The organism is Anaerocolumna jejuensis DSM 15929, from assembly GCF_900142215.1.
Taxonomy (GTDB): domain Bacteria; phylum Bacillota; class Clostridia; order Lachnospirales; family Lachnospiraceae; genus Anaerocolumna; species Anaerocolumna jejuensis.
Genome location: NZ_FRAC01000022.1, coordinates 74,832 through 93,266, shown reverse-complemented (window position 1 = coordinate 93,266; position 18,435 = coordinate 74,832). Strand labels below are relative to the sequence as shown.

The 18,435-nt window shown below is 41.1% G+C and carries 14 protein-coding genes; 6 read left to right on the top strand and 8 right to left on the bottom strand.

What is annotated here, in order from left to right; all coding sequences use genetic code 11:
• Positions 1-40: 40 nt before the first annotated feature.
• From BUB77_RS19900 to BUB77_RS19885, 3 genes are all read right to left on the bottom strand, one after another.
• Positions 41-922, bottom strand: a complete 882-nt coding sequence (locus BUB77_RS19900) for a class I SAM-dependent methyltransferase (protein ID WP_073278603.1) — start codon at positions 920-922, stop codon at positions 41-43.
• Between the two features lie 421 nt (positions 923-1,343).
• Positions 1,344-2,387 carry a LacI family DNA-binding transcriptional regulator gene (locus BUB77_RS19890; protein WP_073278601.1) on the bottom strand — a complete coding sequence of 348 codons (1,044 nt, stop codon included), beginning with the start codon at positions 2,385-2,387 and terminating at the stop codon, positions 1,344-1,346.
• 41 nt (positions 2,388-2,428) lie between these two features.
• Complete coding sequence (locus tag BUB77_RS19885; protein WP_242962554.1) at positions 2,429-3,553, bottom strand: SGNH/GDSL hydrolase family protein; 1,125 nt, start codon at positions 3,551-3,553, stop codon at positions 2,429-2,431.
• A 272-nt stretch (positions 3,554-3,825) separates the two neighbouring features.
• Here BUB77_RS19885 and BUB77_RS19880 point away from each other — a divergent pair, with 272 nt between their 5' ends.
• From BUB77_RS19880 to BUB77_RS19865, 4 genes are all read left to right on the top strand, one after another.
• A complete protein-coding gene (locus BUB77_RS19880; RefSeq protein WP_073278650.1) occupies positions 3,826-4,500 on the top strand; it encodes a PspA/IM30 family protein in 675 nt (224 codons plus the stop codon).
• Positions 4,501-4,636: 136 nt separating this feature from the next.
• Positions 4,637-5,713 carry a TFIIB-type zinc ribbon-containing protein gene (locus BUB77_RS19875; RefSeq protein WP_073278600.1) on the top strand — a complete coding sequence of 359 codons (1,077 nt, stop codon included), beginning with the start codon at positions 4,637-4,639 and terminating at the stop codon, positions 5,711-5,713.
• Positions 5,710-6,630, top strand: coding sequence for a TPM domain-containing protein (locus tag BUB77_RS19870; RefSeq protein ID WP_073278599.1), 921 nt, complete (start codon positions 5,710-5,712; stop codon positions 6,628-6,630). The genes BUB77_RS19875 and BUB77_RS19870 overlap by 4 nt, the downstream gene beginning before the upstream one ends.
• A 178-nt stretch (positions 6,631-6,808) precedes the next feature.
• Positions 6,809-7,771: an SPFH domain-containing protein gene (locus BUB77_RS19865; protein WP_073278598.1), complete on the top strand. Its 963-nt coding sequence runs from the start codon at positions 6,809-6,811 to the stop codon at positions 7,769-7,771.
• 92 nt (positions 7,772-7,863) lie between these two features.
• Here the strand turns inward: BUB77_RS19865 and BUB77_RS19860 are convergent, their stop codons facing one another.
• The gene (locus BUB77_RS19860; protein WP_073278597.1) at positions 7,864-9,579 is read right to left on the bottom strand and encodes a phospho-sugar mutase; all 1,716 of its coding nucleotides are present in this window, start codon (positions 9,577-9,579) and stop codon (positions 7,864-7,866) included.
• 520 nt (positions 9,580-10,099) lie between these two features.
• On the opposite strand from BUB77_RS19860, the gene BUB77_RS19855 reads away from it, so the two are divergent.
• Both BUB77_RS19855 and BUB77_RS19850 read left to right on the top strand, forming a co-directional pair.
• Complete coding sequence (locus BUB77_RS19855) at positions 10,100-10,534, top strand: MarR family winged helix-turn-helix transcriptional regulator (protein ID WP_073278596.1); 435 nt, start codon at positions 10,100-10,102, stop codon at positions 10,532-10,534.
• Between the two features lie 407 nt (positions 10,535-10,941).
• A complete protein-coding gene (locus BUB77_RS19850; RefSeq protein WP_073278595.1) occupies positions 10,942-13,620 on the top strand; it encodes a cation-translocating P-type ATPase in 2,679 nt (892 codons plus the stop codon).
• Between the two features lie 415 nt (positions 13,621-14,035).
• Here the strand turns inward: BUB77_RS19850 and BUB77_RS19845 are convergent, their stop codons facing one another.
• The 4 genes from BUB77_RS19845 to BUB77_RS19830 form a co-directional block, all read right to left on the bottom strand.
• Complete coding sequence (locus tag BUB77_RS19845) at positions 14,036-15,106, bottom strand: glycoside hydrolase family 5 protein (protein ID WP_073278594.1); 1,071 nt, start codon at positions 15,104-15,106, stop codon at positions 14,036-14,038.
• 12 nt (positions 15,107-15,118) lie between these two features.
• Entirely contained in the window at positions 15,119-15,946 is an 828-nt protein-coding gene (locus BUB77_RS19840) for a carbohydrate ABC transporter permease (RefSeq protein WP_073278593.1), read from the bottom strand.
• Complete coding sequence (locus tag BUB77_RS19835; RefSeq protein ID WP_073278592.1) at positions 15,943-16,812, bottom strand: carbohydrate ABC transporter permease; 870 nt, start codon at positions 16,810-16,812, stop codon at positions 15,943-15,945. The genes BUB77_RS19840 and BUB77_RS19835 overlap by 4 nt, the downstream gene beginning before the upstream one ends.
• 103 nt (positions 16,813-16,915) lie before the next feature.
• Positions 16,916-18,241 carry an ABC transporter substrate-binding protein gene (locus tag BUB77_RS19830; protein WP_073278591.1) on the bottom strand — a complete coding sequence of 442 codons (1,326 nt, stop codon included), beginning with the start codon at positions 18,239-18,241 and terminating at the stop codon, positions 16,916-16,918.
• Positions 18,242-18,435: the final 194 nt, after the last annotated feature.

Here is an 18,435-nt window from a genome sequence, read left to right as displayed (position 1 = left end):
TCCATTTTTTATTACCGTCCTTCAACTCTTGGCATTATCCTTACAGCTGAGAAGACCAGCGCCCCGATGCTCCGCAGGGAAGAATCAGCTTATTTGATGTTACAGGAATCCCTATCTCCTCCGCCCTGACAATCCCTCCATGCTTACTCTGTACTTCAAGCCCCAGCATGTAGGAGAGCACTGCCGGCTGCAATCCGGTGGTATAGGAATTTATCAGGAAAAACAAGGGGTTCTCTTTTAATACTCCCGTACTTAATTTTACAAAGGGATGGATGTTTTCTTCAATTTTCCAGGTCTCGCCTTTGGGTCCTCTTCCATAGGAAGGCGGGTCCATTATGACCGCATCATAAAGATTTCCCCTGCGTATCTCTCTTTCTACAAATTTCACACAGTCATCCACGATATAGCGTATCGGTGCTTCCGATAAACCTGATAGGACAGCATTTTCCTTCGCCCAGGTCACCATTCCCTTGGAGGCATCCACATGGGTCACATTTGCGCCTGCTTTTGCGGCAGCAATAGTGGCTCCGCCCGTGTAGGCAAAGAGGTTCAAAACCTTAATTTCTTTCTCCGGATTTTTCTCCTTCTCTCTTCTGATAATATCTCCAAACCAGTCCCAGTTAGCCGCCTGTTCCGGAAACAGTCCCGTATGCTTAAAATTAAAGGGCTGCAAATGAAATACCATATCCTTATAGGTAATATTCCATTCCTTGGGCAGATCAAAGAACTCCCATTCCCCTCCGCCTTTATTGCTGCGGTGATAATGTCCGTTTGGCTTCTTCCATCTTTTATCCGCTTTCTCTGTATCCCAAAGCACCTGAGGGTCTGGCCTGACCAGAATATAGTCTCCCCACCGCTCTAATTTTTCTCCATTCGAAGTATCTATTACCTCATAATCCTTCCAACTATCCGCAAGCCACATATCTTTCTCTCTTTCTTTTTCCAGTGCAATACTGCATCCACTTTTTCTTTATATTCAGAATGATAACTATTCTTTTATTCTGCAATACTACAAATCTACTATAATTCCAGTCTTTTATCAAGTAATTTACATCTGAATATTGCTAAAATGCTAAAAACTTTACATTTCAATACGATGCCGACTGGCTGGCTGCCTGTAGTACTGTCGGAATAAATCGAAATAGCACTTATTTTCATGCTGGCATTTATTTTCATGCCTGCACTTATTTTCTTGCCTGCACTTATCTTTCCCCATAACAAAAATTCCAGGATAGTTCACTGCGGCGGCTTTTCTGTCACAGCTAACTATCCTGGAATTTCTCAATCTGGTTCAATCAGTACACTCTAAAATACAATTTACTTATTTCTTATTAAAATAAGTTTCAAGACTTACCCTGGCGTACGGAGGACTCCCTGATTATGGTCTCTGTATTTATGGTTATTATTTCTTTGGGAAGGTCCATATTTTCAATTCTCCAGATAAGCTGCTGAACAAGTCTGCGGCCCATTCTCTGATTACCGATGTGTACCGTTGTCAGGGCTGGAGACAGGAGCTCTACCTCTTCCTTATCATCAAAGCCGGTTATGGCAACCTCCTCGGGAACCTTTACACCCCTTCTCTTAAGCCAAAGCATAGCATCCTTGGCAATATCATCATTGGCGCATACAATTGCTTCCGGCAGTTCCTTCAGCTTTTCAAGTTCCGCATTTACTTCTTCCTGCTTGTAGTATTTATGCTCTACATGACGGGTAATAAGATATTGTTCCTCCGGCTCAATTCCATAACTGGAAAGCGCCGCCTTGTAACCCTCATAACGGTCTCTTATGGTCCTGCAATAGCTGATATCTCCGATAAAGGCAATTTTTTTATTTCCCTGGCTTAACAGGTGTTCGGTTATCATTCTTGTGGAATGGTAGCCTTCAAATACAACAATGTCTCCCATGGAAGAGATTTCATAAACATCACTTGGTCCATCCAGAAATACCACCGGCACATCCTTTTTTAATATCAGTTCCAGAAATTCCTTGTGAAATACATTTAGGATAATAATGCCGCTCATATCCGAATCCACATCAAGGGGTGCAATATGCTTGGCTTCATCCTCTTCACTGATAAAATTAAGCTGCAGTTTGCAGTTATTTTTATTCAGCTCATCGGATATTCCCATAATAATGCGGTTCCAAAAGGTGGACAGCTCTCTTCTTGCAAATACCACCACCGTTCTTGCCTTTTCCAGCTTATCCTTTATTTTGTATTCATTCAGTACAAGGGGGGACAGCTTGGAATAACCCATTTCATATGCTTTTTTTATTACCACATACCTTGTTTCATATGCTACCGTATCGCTGTTATTTAATGCCTTTGCCACAGTATTGCGGGACAGGTTCAGTTCCTTCGCCACATCCTGTATTGTTATCTTTTTCAACTTGTTACCTCCCTGTTAACAAAAATTCCGTTTCTCCTAAACTATCTATCTGAAATAATAATGGATACAAGATAGAAATCCAGATTGCTCTTCTCATCCGCCTGGGTAATTGTAATGTCCAGAGTATGCTTTTTCTTCTCCCCGCCGGTTAAAAGATTTTGAAGATATAGGCAGTCTCCCCAGTCTTCCTCAAAGTTAGCATCCAGAACAATCTGATTATCCATATCCTTATCCACTATTACCGTTGCCACAGGTGCCTGCCTTTTGACAGTCTTCTTATATTGCACCGCTATATTTCCCGCCTCGACCTCAAAGGAAATAGTATCCCCAATCCTTCCTGCACTCCATCCGTTACGGAAAATATCCGTTATCTTTTCTTGTGCAGCGTTATCTATTTCAAAGCCTTTTGCAGCCGGCTGTGAATTTCTGTTATTCAAGCGAAGGGAATCCTCAAATCGGTTAGCTGTTAAGGTTTCCTTCGGAAGAATATAATCCTTATCTGCTTCTTCTTTTATGACCTTCTTATAAATCCAGTCAAGCATATGGGTTACTATATCGGCTACCAGCTTATGTCCTGCATCATTTGGATGAAGGTCGTCGGGAGTAATATCCTCTTTTAAGATTTCCCCTGCTTCTACCAGCCTGTACAGGCTGTCCTTTATGCTTACCATCGGAAGTCCGTAGAAAGCCCCGACTTCATTGTGCATCTCCTGGGCATTGGTGCCATCCTTGTAAAATACATTATTTAAAATAAGTACCCCTGGCTCTGCTTCGTGGGTAAGAATTCTCCTGATAAGTCCTTCATATGTTTCCTTAAAAAATGGTGTATTGCTGTCATTTACACTAAATTCCGTAATAACAAAATCCGGTTGATGGACAAGTAAGTCCTCGACCACCCTGGCAGCACCAAAATGGGAGGAGGTTCCCCCTATACCGGCATTTATATAGTGCACCTTACTGCCGGGAAAGCGTCTGACCCACCACTCATATACAAGATAGGCATAGCAAGTCTTAGGCGTACTGGAAAGAGAGCCTTGCGTAATAGAGCCTCCTATCATACCAACTGTAATTTCTTCACCTGACATGGCTTTTTTCATCGTTTTGCCAATACGGTGCAGATTGCCGAAATCTACTATCCCGCTGTCTGCCATATGTTCAAATTCCACAATAACCTCTTTCCTGAATATCCGGTCTGTTATTGGATATTCCATAACTATATTTAAAAATGCACAATTAGTTTGTAAAATGCTTGCCATCCAATTTGCATCTATCTTACATAAATAATTTACAACAGTGCAAGGGACCTGTCAATCTGAATTTAATCTTTCTAATTTCTCCATTAGGATTTTAACCGTATTTTAACTTGACTATAAGGCGGTAAGAAGATAAACTGATGATGAAAACAATAAATGTAAATCAAGTGAACGGAGGTTTTTTCATGGGTATTTTAACAAGATTTAAAGATATTATGTCCAGCAACATTAATGCTCTTTTGGATAAAGCAGAGGATCCCGAGAAAATGATTGACCAGTGTTTAAGAAACCTGACCAGCGATTTAGGCAAGGTAAAGGCTGAAACAGCTGCTATTATGGCGGAGGAACAAAGGGCAAAGCGTGTACTGGATGACTGCAAGGAAGAAATCACAAAAATGCAGGCTTATGCTGTAAAAGCCTTAGAAGCCGGCAGCGAGGATGATGCAAGAAAATTCCTGGAACAGAAAGCTTCTTTAACTTCAAAGTTAAATGGTTTGCAGGAGGCTTATGACCTTTCCCATACAAATGCTGTCCACATGAGAGAAATGCATGATAAGCTGGTCTCCGACATTAACGAGCTGGAATCCAGAAAGGATATGATCAAGGGCAAGCTTGCAGTTGCAAAGACCCAGGAACGCATGAATAAAATGACTTCCTCCTTCGCCAGTGCAAACGACTCTATCGCAAGCTTTGCAAAATATGAAGAAATGGCTGATAAGGCTCTTGATAAAGCCAATGCCATGGCTGAGCTTAACTCATCGGGACCGGACCGGACAATAAAGGACCTTACTCAGAAGTACAGCCAGGATGCCGGTGTAGAGGATGAACTGGCAGCCTTGAAAGCCAGTCTGAACAAATAAGACTAAACCGGGATAAAGTGATAAACTATCCGTCGAAATAGCGGCTTTATGCCGCTGTTTTCGTATGCATATCTTTATTGGCACCAGAAGGTATTTGTATTATAATAATAGAAACAATAAAGCCAGGAGGTAACATATGGTAGTGCAATACAAGTGCCCGGACTGCGGCGCCGATATGGCGTTCGACAGTACGACGGGAATGCTGCATTGTGACAGCTGCGGCAAGAATATGAACATAGAAGAAATGTCCGGCAGCAGGACAGAAAAAGAAGAAAGCAATGCCTATCATAACAATTATAAAGAGGAAGAAGAACCGCACCACCACCAGGAAGAGGTAAACGAGTACCATTGCAACAACTGCGGTGCCGTACTGATTACCGATAAGGATACCGCCGCTACTACCTGCAGCTTCTGCGGTGCTGCCGTCGTACTTTCCGACCGGCTTTCCGGAAGCTTTGCCCCCTCCCTTGTAATTCCCTTTACAATCAATAAAGAGCAGGCACAGGCTTCTTTCAGGAAATGGTGCAAAAAAGGCCTTCTGACTCCAAGGGGCTTCATGACTGCTGACAGGATAAAGAGCATTACCGGCATTTATGTTCCCTTTTGGCTGTATGATTTAAACGGCCTGGGCAGTGCCGATGCGACCTGCACCAAGGTCAGGACCTATACCAAAGGAGATTATATCTATACGGAGACCGATTATTTCAACGTATACCGTAAGGTCAATCTGAATTACCTAAAGGTTCCTACCGATGCTTCCGAGAAAATGAATGACGGAATGATGGATAAACTGGAACCGTACCACTATCAGGATTTGAAGGAATTTCAGATGCCATATCTGGCAGGCTACCTGGCGGAAAAGTACAATTATGACGATAATGACCTGTTTCACCGCGTAGAATCCAGAGTACAGCAATATGTCGACAGCTACATTGACGGAACTATCAATGGCTATGCCACCACTTCCTATAATTCCAAGGACATCCAAATCCGGAAGCGGAAGGCTGAGTATGCCCTGTTCCCCGTCTGGATGGTTTGTTATGATTATAAGCAGTCGGAGCATACCTTTGCCATGAATGGCCAGACCGGAAAAATTGTCGGAAAGCCTCCTTTAAGTGCGGGTAGGATTGCCGCCTGGTTTACCGGCATCAGTGCCGCGGCCTTCCTTCTTATAAAAATCATCGCTGTTTTATCGGGAGGGCCAATACTATGAAATTAGCTTGTAAAAAATCCGCATTGTTAGCCTTAAGCCTTATCTTCACTGTTATCGCAGGCCTTTTTCTCTATGGAAGGACCCCTCTTCCGGTAAACGCCTCCGAGGAAGACAGTAAGCAATATGTATATGATAATTACGGTCTTTTTTCCGAGGAAGAAGTAAATGAGCTGACGGATACCTGCAAGAAATACAGCGAGAAAGCAAAGGCCGATATTATCATGATTACCTCCGGTGACCTGGGTGGTAAAGCTCCCATTGACTATATGGAAGATTTCTATGACGAAAAGGGCTTTGGTTATGAGGAGCAATTCGGCAGTACCGTAATGATGCTTATTAATATGGAAGAGGGAAACCGCAGCGTTACCATTCACGGTTATGGGAAATCCGAATATTACGTAAACAATGACCGCATTGAATATATCTTAGATGATATTGATAGCTCCCTGAAGGCTGCTGAATATAAAAAGGCTTTTATAGAATTTGCCAAGGAATCCGCCTACTATATGAATGAGGAAAAAGGAGTCAAGGAAACCCCTGCCTCGGGAGAGCCCGGTTCCGGAAATTACTACGGTGAATCCTCTTATGACGGCCCCAGTAACTACTATGGGCAGAAAGAAAAGAATCCCTTCTACAATACCTTTCTTCAACTGGGTATTGCCCTTGCCATAGGTGCTGTTACCGTAGGAATAATGGCTGCAAATTCCGGCGGCAGAATGACCGCCCAGGGCAGGGATTATATGGATGGCAGCAATTCCGGCATTACAGACAGCAGGGATGATTATCTTCGCACCACTACAACCAGGGTGAAAAAGCCCACACCCCAGTCAAATGGCGGCAGCGGCCCAAGAAGCAGCGGAGGTGGCGGTATTTCAAGCGGAGGACACTCCCACAGCGGAGGCAGCAGAAGCTTTTAAGGCAGATAGAATTATTTTGGCATTGCAGTTATTGCTGTATTGTAGTTTAATAGATTTATAACAGCTATATCAGGAGAAGCAGCAGACTGACAACACTATATAAGCTAAATGAAATTTTAGACTATGATTTATCTTATATGACCATAAAAGATTTCAGCAAGGAAAGGAAAAAATAACGATGGGTTTCTTTAAAGACCAGTTTTCCAATGTAGTGGAATGGGAAGAATTCAGAGAAGACATGATATTTTGGAAATGGAGCAACAGGGAAATAAAAAAGGGCAGCAGGCTCATCATCCGTCCCGGGCAGGATGCCATATTCCTGTATAACGGAAAAGTGGAGGGAATTTTTCAGGATGATGGTGATTACGACATCGAATCCCAGATCATCCCCTTTCTTTCTACTTTAGGCGGTTTTAAATTCGGCTTTAACAGTGGCATGCGTGCAGAGGTTCTATTCGTCAATACCAAGGAATTTACTGTAAAATGGGGTACCAAAAATGCCATTAATATTCCGGCTCCCACTCTTCCCGGCGGCCTTCCGATCCGCTCCAACGGTACCTTTCAGTTTAAAGTAAAAGATTATATTAAGCTGATTGATAAGATTGCCGGTGTCAAGGAAAGCTACCTTGTGGAGGATGTAAAGCTTCGTATCACAGCACTGTTAGACCAGCTTCTTATGAAATGGATTGCAAAGGAAGGCAAGGATATGTTCAACCTCCAGGCTAATTCCTATGACATTAGTGCTGGAATCAAGACTGACCTGGATATGCAGCTCTTCGATACGGGACTCAGCGTGACCGGCTTTCAGATTATGAGCTTTACCTATCCGGAAGAGGTTCAGTCGATGATCACTAAAAATGCTTCCTACGGAATGGTAGGTGACCTTAACCGTTATCAGCAGGTAGCCATGACAGACGGGCTTTTATCCGGAAAGCAGGGCGGCTCTAACAGCATGGCTTCCGATATGGCAGGTATGATGATGGGAGCCAATATGGCAAATCAGATGCTTAATCATATGAATAACGCCGGAACGAACCAGGCGGCCAATTCCAATACCGGCTCAAAGCCTAATTTCTGCCCTAACTGCGGACAGAAATCTACTGGTGCAAACTTCTGCCCCAACTGCGGACAAAAGCTGTAATCCTGCGGTAGACCATAGCCTTATCCCGTAAAATAAAAGGGCGAAAGTACTTTCCTTTCCTTGAAAGGAATATACTTTCGCCCTTTATTCATTTAATCCACTTTAAATACAGGGTCATGAACAAGCTTCTCTAATTTCTCGGCAGAATCTGCCAGGCTCGTTCCCTTTACTCCAAAATAGAACTTGATTTTCGGTTCTGTTCCGGAAGGCCTTACGGCACACCATGCATCCTCTTCCAGCTCAAAGTAAAGCACATCTGATTTCGGAAGACCTGTAGGGGTTACTTCTTTTGTCACCAGGTCCGTAATCTTATCCTCTTTGTAATCTCTGAACTTCAATACCTTCAGTCCGCCTGCTGCCAAAGGAGGATTTTTGCGGTAGCCTTCCATGATTTCCTTGATTTTCTCCATGCCCTCAATGCCTTTTAAAGTAACGGAGACCAAATCCTCTTTAAAATATCCGTACTTTTCAAATACTTTGTTCATCTGCTGGTAAAGAGAGATGCCCTGGGTTTTATAATAAGCTGCTGCCTCACACAGTGCCATGACCGCAACAACTGCATCCTTATCCCTGGAATGGGTTCCTACCAGGCAGCCATAGCTTTCCTCAAAACCGAATACATACTCATGAGAGCCGGTTTCCTCAAAGAATTTAATCTGCTCGCCGATGTATTTAAAACCAGTTAATACTTCAATTAATGCGGCACCGTAATAGGCTGCAATTCTATCGGAGATATTGCCCGTTACAATAGTCTTAATCAAGGCAGCATTCTTCGGAAGCGTATTATGGGCTGCTTTCTGGGAGAATACATACTCTGCGATCAGGGCGCCCGACATATTCCCTGTAAGCAGAATGAACTCTCCATCCTCTCCTCTTACCTGTACCCCAAGCCTGTCTGCATCCGGGTCCGTTGCAAGAATTAAGTCTGCGCCTATTTCATCTGCCAGCTTCTTGGCAAGGGTAAATACCTTCGGGTCCTCCGGGTTGGGATATCCTACGGTAGGGAAATTCCCGTCGGGAAGCTCCTGTTCTTTCACTACATAGACATTGGTAAAGCCTAATTCCTTTAAGATTCTTCTAACAGGAAGGTTACCGGTTCCATGAAGGGGAGTGTACACAATCTTCATATCCCTGCATTCATCTGCAATAGGATTCACTACGAGCTTTTTAAGCTCTTCCATGTACCTGTCATCAATTTCTTTGCCGATAATATGAAACAGTCCCTTTTCCTCTGCTGCCTTCTTATCCATTGTCTTAACGGCAGAATATTCGGTAATGGCATTCACCTCACCGATAATCTCCACATCCTTGGGATATGTTATCTGTGCGCCATCTTCCCAGTATACCTTGTATCCGTTATATTCCGGAGGGTTATGGCTTGCTGTGATTACAATACCGGCGATACAGTGAAGCTCTCTTACCGCAAAGGACAGCTCCGGTGTCGGTCGTAAGGATTCGAATACATAGGCCTTTATTCCGTTGGAATTAAGGCAAAGTGCGGCATCTTCCGCAAATTCCGGAGACATTCTTCTGGAATCATAGGCTATGGCTACCCCTTTATCTTCTCCGCCCTGTTTTATGATATAATTAGCCAGGCCCTGGGTTGCCTTTCTTACCGTATACAGGTTCATGCGGTTGCTTCCCGCACCCAGTACACCACGGAGTCCGCCTGTACCAAATTCCAGATCTTTATAAAAGCGATCCTTGATCTCAGCGTCATTGCCTTTTAATCCTAACAATTCTTTTCTGGTTTCATCATCAAAATAATCGCTGGTCGTCCACTTATTGTATTTCTCTAAATATTCCACTATCTTGTGTCTCCTTTCAGATTTACTTTTTACTTCTACCTATTGTACTGAATTCTGTAATAATTTGCAATGAAATTTTCATATATCATTGTTTTGCTGTAAGTAAATCCATAGGTATTCTTACCTCTGCAACGGCGCCATAACCCCTGGAATAAATTTTTACCACTCTTAGCTGCAAAGGTCACTTCCATTTTAGATGAGCCGACCAGGCCGGAACGTGTTAAAGCCGTCGTTCTGGATGACTCCGTTATTCAGCGCAATCGTAGAAAAAATGCTGGGATATATGGAGATGAAGCCGGTTATATAAGTATAAAACAAGAAAAAGCATAGTGGAATAAATAATTAAAACAATTGTTTATTCAATACTATATAAAATTTACTATTGACATACAACTTGAAATTTCTTATAATAGTTCACAAGTAAACAGTTCCATAAAAAACAGTTCACTGGAAAACAGTTATTTTCATTATGAGGTTACAATAGACAAGAGTTATACAAAAAACTTTATGAGGTTATATTATGCTGAATTCTTTTGATATTTTGATAAACGGCCATCAATTCAAAAAGCTATATGAAAGAGAATATGATTGGGTGATGAAGAAATACAATCTAAAAAAGATAGAAATAGAGATTCTATATTTTATATCTCAATGTGGTGAACATAATACCGCTAAAGATATAGCCCAAATTCAGTATATATCCAAAGCACATATTTCTAATTCCATTGAAGATTTGTCTCATAAAAAATATATTTCAGTAATAGGGGACAGTACAGACCGCAGGTATATGCATCTTAATGTAACAGAGTCTGCAAGTCCTGTAATTGAAGATATTGAGAAAGTGAGAGAACATCTTCTTGACATTCTATTTCACAATATTACGGAAGAAGAAAGCGAGTTAATGATTAGAATATCAAAGAAAATAGTAGATAATATTAGTGAAGAATTAAAATAAATATTCTTAACTAAAATATAATTTAATAAGACCTAATTAATTATACTTTAGTTTGCTTCCTGGTATTTTTTATAACAAATTAGTTCATTAATGAACTATCAGAAAGGAGGTATCTTTGAAAAATCAAAATCAATTTACACATTACGATATACAGGTTAATAACAAGTATGATAAGAACTCTGTAAAAAGATCCGGAGTCCCTTTTCTCAAGAGCACTTTGTATGAAGAACAGAAGGTTTGTATAAGAGACGGTCACTATTAATTAGAGTGAAAGAATCTAATAGCAACAAATTTTCTATTCTAATTTTTTCTCTCTACACCAGGGCATATCGCGTTTTCCAGCGATATGGCTTAAAAGATATGTGAAAGGTTATTTGTTTTACATTATCTATGAAAGGTGGAAAAGTATGAAAAACTGGTATAACTTAGAGCCTCAGGAAGTATTAAAAGAACTTTCATCGGATGCAGCTAACGGGCTGGCAACAGAAGAAGTAGCTAAAAAAGTACAGACTTATGGCAGAAACGAATTTGAGAAACAAAAGAAAGAGTCCATTCTAAATAAAATTCTGCATCAATTTAAAGACATCTCAACCATAATTTTACTGGTTGCAATCGGACTGTCATTTCTGCTGGCAGTAAAAGAAGGAAATGGATTCTTAGAGCCAATCGTAATCTTAAGTATTGTTATAATAAATATTATCCTTGCTATCACTCAGGAGAATAGTGCGGAAAAATCTTTGGATGCATTGATTAATATGAATTCTCCCACCTGTTTGGTGATTCGTGATGGTATTCAAAAAATAATAGACAGTGCGGAATTGGTACCGGGAGATATTGTAATGCTTCGTTCCGGCGATTTAGTACCTGCTGATGGCAGGTTGATAGAAACTGTGGATTTACAAGTGGAAGAGGCTTCTTTAACAGGAGAAAGTGAAGCTTCTGAAAAAAATATTGAAGTAATAGAGAATAGTAAAGTGCCTCTGGGAGACCAAAACAATATGGTATTCTCCGGCTGCCATGTTACAGCAGGTAATGGAATTTTTGTTGTAACAGAAACTGGTATGAAAACGCAAATGGGTAAAATAGCAGGGTATTTGAATAATACCCTAAAGATGATGACTCCTTTGCAGGCCCGTCTGAATAAGTTAGGTAAAATGATAAGCTTTACAGCAATTCTTTCAGCAGTCATATTAGTGATTGTTGGTATCTTAAGAGGTGAAAGTATCTGGCACCTTGTTTTAATGGCAGTCTCACTGGCAGTGGCAGCTGTACCTGAAACCCTGTCTTTAATCATAACCCTGTCTTTAACCAATGGTGTTAAAAATATGGTTAATAAAAATGCTATTATCAGAAAGCTATCTGCAGTTGAAACCCTTGGAAGTACCTCTGTTATCTGTTCTGACAAAACAGGAACACTAACACAAAATAAAATGACCATAAAAAAATTGTGGGCTAAATCGGAAGCTGCAATCTCAGATTCAGAAGAATTTACAGAAAACCAGTTAAGACTGTTAGAGCAGTTTGCACTGGCAAGCAACGCGGTTATTGAAACCGATGAAAACGGAAATAGACAGATCATGGGAGATGCAACGGAATCTGCCATCATGAAACTGTTTGATGATAAAGGAAGAAATAAAGAAGAGCTTTTATCCATATGGCCAAAGGTGAAGGAAATTCCTTTTTCCTCCTCTCGCAAAAGAATGACATCCATTCACGAAGACCCAAATGGTGGTTATTTGGTACTGACTAAAGGTGCTTTTGACTGGATGCCCGTTGGTAAAAATTCAAAGGAGAAAGAGGAGGCCAAACACATACATGATACCTTTGCCAAGGAGGCACTTCGTGTTATTGCATTAGCTGGTAAGCATATAAATAAATTACCGGAAGAGGAAGAACTGGAAGTGGTCGAAACTGACCTTGACATAATTGGTCTTATCGGTATTATCGATCCTCCAAGACCTGAGAGTAAAGCCGCCATCGCTTCTGCGAAAAAGGCGGGTATTCGCACCATTATGATTACAGGAGATCATGTGGCTACCGCCAGTGCAATCGCAAAAGAAATCGGTATTTTAAGTGAGGGTGAAAAGGTATTGACCGGACAGGAATTGTCCGAAATGAGCGACGAAGAATTATGCAGCTCCATCCGTGAGTATTCTGTATATGCAAGAGTTACACCGGAAGATAAAATACGTATCGTAGAGGCATGGCAGGAAAATGACGAAGTAGTAGTAATGACCGGTGACGGTGTAAATGATGCGCCCGCCTTAAAAGCTGCTGACGTTGGTGTGGCAATGGGTAAGAATGGTACCGAAGTAGCAAAAAATGCTGCTGATATGGTATTGGCAGATGATAATTTTTCATCGATTGTGGATGCGGTGCATGAAGGCCGTAATGTATTTTCAAATATTAGAAAAACCATTTACTTTTTAATTGTTTGTAATATCTCTGAAATCATCATTATGCTGGGTGCTCAGTTAATCGGATGGCAATTCCCTGTAACGGCAGTTATGCTTTTACTGATTAATGTATTAGGAGATGGAATTCCTGGTATTTGCTTAGCAAAAGAAGTATCTGATTCTCGTATTATGCAGCGTAAACCAATTGGGCGTGATGAAAGCTTTTTCAATAGCAATTTAATTCATGTTATAATAAGACAAACCATAATCTGCTCGTTAATTGTATGGTGCGGATATTACCTTGGAACGAATGTAGTGGTTTCACTTGGGGTTGCACCGTCACATGAAATAGGTCAGAGCATGTCCTTCTTAATCCTTGGGTGGTCCTCTATTTTACATGTATTTACCGTAAGAAGCCGTAAGTCAATATTTAAAGTTTCCCTAAAGACCAATATGCCTATGGTTTATAGTGCGGCAGCCATGATTCTGGTATTTGCTCTCATTGTTTTAATACCTGGAGTTGGTAATATATTTGGCATAGCTTCTATCGGAGCAAACCATTGGCTGATTGCCATACTGTTATCAGTACTTCCTCTAATTGTAGCTGAGTGTGGTAAATATATTGATAACATGGAAATTAGGCAAAAATATAGAAATAGGATAATACGTCATAGAGAACTTGATATATAGCAGCGGATAAAATAAACCTTTTCTATGAGCCGGCAGCAATGAAAACAAGGATGCCACAATCCCATATAGAGATGATAAGCAGCCTTCTTAAATATTTTCATTCTGTACCACCGGAGTCTCTAAAAAAGTGTACTGACAGTGGTATATGAGAACCGGTATCTTCAAAGAATCTAATCATTATTTTGACAGTCTCCCAGGAATGCAGCACCCTGCAAATACAATAAATTAAAAACGTTTACTGTCAGCATGTTAATATGCGCCTGCTTCAGCAGGCGCATATCTTCCTTCCAGGCCTATTCTATCCAGACCTATTCCATCCAGACCTATTCCATCCAGACCTATTCCTTCCAGACCTATTCCGGCCATTGCTCAGGATTATAATCACTCCATACAATATTTATTTTGGTTTTTCTAATTATTTATCAAATAGTTCCTTTATGATAAGATTGGAAACCGTCTCATTCTCCATATTGACAAAGCCAAAATCCAGCTCCTTATAATTCCAGATGGCATGCCCTATCCTTTGTTCATCCAGCAATTCCATAACATCCTTCAGCCATGCCGCCGCATCCTGGGGTCTTGCCGCGGTGATAACGCCAAATTCGCCGCAGTACAGTTCTCTGTCCGTATATTTTACAAAATCAAAGGCATCCTTTAACAGCCGCCTCATGGACTCTTTGTCCACCCGGTCTTCCATACATACCCTTGCATATTTGGGTATATATTTTCTGTTGCTTAAAAGGAAATCTGTAAACCCGGTAATTTCCCCGGGATAGTGAATCTCTTTGTTATACAAAAGCATTTCTTCCGAAAAATGGGCTCTTTGATGTGTAAAGGCCTGAGGGTCATAAAAATGGAAATTATAGAAAACCTTATCATCCTCCCATAATTGCAGCTCCTTTAATCGGAAAGCGCTGTTCTGCTCGTTGCTTCCTATCAGAATATACCTGTCCTTATCGATATTCCGTATTACCTTGACCGCCTGCCTGCATAGCTCGTTCCACAGGTATCCGGAGCCATCCGAGACTTCGTTCAACAGCTCAAACATGATAACCGGTGCTTTTCTACCCAGGAAATGCAATGTGATTTCTTCCCAGATACGGCAGAACTTTTTCTTAAGCCCCTCCTCTGTTAATAAGGGCATTGGCGACTCCATTGCACCATAAACATTTCCTTCCATATCATGAAGGTCCAAAATAAGATTCAAGCCGTACTTTTGGCACCAATCGGCACATAAATCAATAAAGTAGAAGCCCTCCCTGTTAAATTCCAAGGAAGAAGGACTCTTTTCAAAAACACGGTAATCAACCGGAAGTCTCACATGGTCCATTCCCCATCCTGCAATTTGTTTAATATTTTCCTCGGTGATAAATTCCTGAAAATGCTTTTTCATTTCCTCTTCCTCTACCGGCGGAACGGGTACGCAATTCCACTGGGAAAGCCAGCCTCCGATATTGATGCCCTTTCCAAATAATTCATATAACATAATTAGCTCCTCCTATCCTTTGACAGCACTGTCGATTTGTCCGGCTACAAAATACTTTTGTAAAAACAGGTAGATTATGACGATGGGCGCTATTGCAATACAGGCTGCTGCCGCCGCACCATTTAAATCACTGACAGAGCTTGATGAAAAGTATTGGGATATCATCAAGGTCAGTGTGTACTTAGCCGGTTTTTGTAAAATATACAGAGAATAACCATATTCATTCCACATACCAACACCGTTCAATATAATAACGGAAACTGTAACCGGCTTTAGCTGGGGAAAAATAATCCGAAAAAAGGTCTGCAATGCATTGCAGCCATCGATTGCACTTGCTTCATCCAGTGAAACCGGAATAGTTGATATGAAATTTGTGTACAGATAGATGGGCATGGGCAGTCCGAATGCCACCGATACAATGATAATTCCCCAATAGGTTGATATGGCGTGCATGGATACCAGCATGGAATACACACCAACCAGAATACTCAGGGATGGAATCATCATAACCCCCATAAAGACCGTACGGATAAATTTATTCCATTTGGAGCGGTTTCTGGAAAGGGGATAGGCCGCTATACATGCCACAACTACCTCCAGTGCCACCGTAACAAAGGTAATGACAACAGTGTTCTTTAAGGCTCTGAGTAAATCCGATTCCAGAAAAACCTTGCTGTAGTTCTTAAAATTCCAGATATCCGGCAGCATTAACCTGCCTGATTGATCCGTAACGTCCTTAAAGGACATGACTGCCAGTACATATATGGGCAAAAGGTAAATAATGATTATAATGGCTGATACAAGGTATTTCCACCAGGATGACTGATTTTTCATTCTCATAATTCCACCTCTTTTTGGGTAAAATATCTGGAAAAGGCAGTGGCTACAATCATGATGAACAGGAATGTAAATATTCCGACTGCCGCAGAATACCCTGCATTCTGTGCCTTAAAGTACTGGTTGCTGATGTAGGTCGACAGGGAATGGGTCGAAAATCCCGGTCCGCCCCCTGATAAAGAAATTATCACATCATACAATTTTAAGCTTCCTATTATATTTTGAACAACAGCAGTTGACATAGCCGGAATTATTAGCGGTACTGTTATATTTTTAAATTGCTGCCATTTTGAAGCACCGTCAATTCCTGCGGCTTCATAATATACATTTGAAATATTCTGCAGGCCGGCAATGTAAATAATCATACTGATTCCAATATACTGCCAGCTGTTAATCAAAGTAATGATAATTACCCCACGGGCACCACTTGCCATATAATCAATGGGGGCCATTCCAAACCATCCTATTATTTCATTGATAACGCCTCCCCTGTATTGCACAAAGAAGGAGATAATATATCCCATAATCAGTCCGGATATCATAACCGGAAGATAAATAATTGTCCTTACAATCGAATTCCCCTTAAATTTACTATTCAGGAATATGGCAAAGGCCAGTCCGAAGGCATTCTGCAAAAAAGCGCTCCCGAATCCATAGATCAAGGTATTTTTCAAGGCCAGATGAAAATTGGAATCCGTGAACAGCTTCTTATAATTATCCAGCCCTATAAAAATTTGGTTCTGGGAATATCCGTTCCATTTTGTAAAGGATATTCTCACTGCTTCTGAAAAAGGATATGCAACAAAAAGCAGCATAAAAACCAGGGCAGGAATATAAAATAAATTCATAGCTCTATTTCTTTTACTCATAAATGTCACTCCTAAAAGAAAAGGCTGTTGAAAACAATATCTGCATTTTGCAACAGCCTGATCCTTCCTTCCCTCGTATTGGAAAGCCGCTAAGTTATTTTAGTTATTTTATCATCTTGTTGTTATAAGCGTCCTGTAAATAATCCACACTGTCTTTCACTGCTTTGCCCGGTTCCATGATCAGCTTCGTCATGCCGACTCCCAGGTCATCCCACATTCCGCTTGGTAAATACTCTCTGTCAAATAACGGAACGTATTCTATATCACCTTTATACATAGTCTGTGCTTCGCGGAAAGCCTGTGTAATATAAGCATCTTCATTTTTTACATCTTTTAAGCCGGGGATATCTCCGCTGCTCGTTGCGACTTTTTCACAATTTTCAACCTGAGACAGATACTCCAGGAACTTTTTGCTCTCTTCCGGATAGGTGGTATCTTTCCACATACCTACACAGGTTCCTTCACCCATACTGATAAAGGAAACATCGTCCTCATTTACTCCCGGGCAGGCAAGGTATCCCAGGTTTGCATCCGGATTATAGGTACGTGCGAACAGAATATTATTTCCGCCTCCAAATATCATACCGCATTCTCCTTTCGCAAGAGCCTGGCAGCCTGCATCGTTATCGGAGGTCAAAACATCCTTGTTGAAATATCCCTTTTGCATCCAGCTGTCCACCATTTCGGAGATTGGTGTCCAATACTTGGCAAAGTCAAATTTTCCATTCTTTAAAGCTTCTTTTTGATTATCTTCAACGGACTGTGTTGTTAAAAAGGCCGGAGGAATATCCTCACAAAGCTGTGCTATGGTAGAGCTGTCTTTGTTTCCCAGGAAAATTGGGGTAACACCGGATGCCTTTATTTTAGCGCAGGCATCATCAAAATCCTTCCAGGTACGGATGGCGCTTGCATCCACCCCTGCAGCTTTAAATACATCTTTGTTATAGGAAATTGTATTAACTCCAATTGTAAGGGGCAGGCAGTAGATGTTATCCTCTTTATCCGAAATAACAGGCAATATGGATTCATCGATTCTGCTGAACCATTTCTGATCATTTAAAGGCATTAAGTATTCACTGTAACGTGCGACGCTCCAGCCATGGGTTTCCCAAATATCCGGTAAATCTCCGGAAGCCATACGTGTTTTCATAACGGTTTCATAATCATTTCCCGGTGTTACCAATTCGACTTTAATTCCAGTTTCCTTTGTGAATTTATCGATTAGCTCCTGATATACCGGTATTTTTTCAGATGTTGCGGTTGTCTCCCATTCCAGGGTTACCTTCTCTCCCTTTCCATTGCTGCCGTTATCTTTATTTCCCTCGGACCCGGGTGTGTTTGTATTGCCTGTTCCCTTGGAGCTGCAGCCCATCAGCAATGTCACTACAAAAATACAGCATAATAATAAACTCAATACTCTCTTTTTCATATGACCTCTTCCCTTCTTCGTTTTTTATATCACTCATGAGTAAATTTACTATAACATTCACCTGCTTCGATTCAAAGTATCCATTTTTGTGCTTTGTGTACCTTTTCTTGCTGTATCCTCCGAAAGACTGTACAAGCATTTTTATTTTGTATAATATGGTATTGTAAATATTCATGCCCACTGCAAGAAAGAAG

What these genes read in the sequence shown, in the direction of transcription:
- BUB77_RS19840 (WP_073278593.1), bottom strand. Translation starts at nt 15,946, where the DNA reads ATGAGAATGAAAAATCAGTCATCCTGGTGGAAATACCTTGTATCAGCC.
- BUB77_RS19875 (WP_073278600.1), top strand. Translation starts at nt 4,637, where the DNA reads ATGGTAGTGCAATACAAGTGCCCGGACTGCGGCGCCGATATGGCGTTC.
- BUB77_RS19845 (WP_073278594.1), bottom strand. Translation starts at nt 15,106, where the DNA reads ATGTTATATGAATTATTTGGAAAGGGCATCAATATCGGAGGCTGGCTT.
- BUB77_RS19865 (WP_073278598.1), top strand. Translation starts at nt 6,809, where the DNA reads ATGGGTTTCTTTAAAGACCAGTTTTCCAATGTAGTGGAATGGGAAGAA.
- BUB77_RS19900 (WP_073278603.1), bottom strand. Translation starts at nt 922, where the DNA reads ATGTGGCTTGCGGATAGTTGGAAGGATTATGAGGTAATAGATACTTCG.
- BUB77_RS19855 (WP_073278596.1), top strand. Translation starts at nt 10,100, where the DNA reads ATGCTGAATTCTTTTGATATTTTGATAAACGGCCATCAATTCAAAAAG.
- BUB77_RS19880 (WP_073278650.1), top strand. Translation starts at nt 3,826, where the DNA reads ATGGGTATTTTAACAAGATTTAAAGATATTATGTCCAGCAACATTAAT.
- BUB77_RS19870 (WP_073278599.1), top strand. Translation starts at nt 5,710, where the DNA reads ATGAAATTAGCTTGTAAAAAATCCGCATTGTTAGCCTTAAGCCTTATC.
- BUB77_RS19850 (WP_073278595.1), top strand. Translation starts at nt 10,942, where the DNA reads ATGAAAAACTGGTATAACTTAGAGCCTCAGGAAGTATTAAAAGAACTT.
- BUB77_RS19830 (WP_073278591.1), bottom strand. Translation starts at nt 18,241, where the DNA reads ATGAAAAAGAGAGTATTGAGTTTATTATTATGCTGTATTTTTGTAGTG.
- BUB77_RS19835 (WP_073278592.1), bottom strand. Translation starts at nt 16,812, where the DNA reads ATGAGTAAAAGAAATAGAGCTATGAATTTATTTTATATTCCTGCCCTG.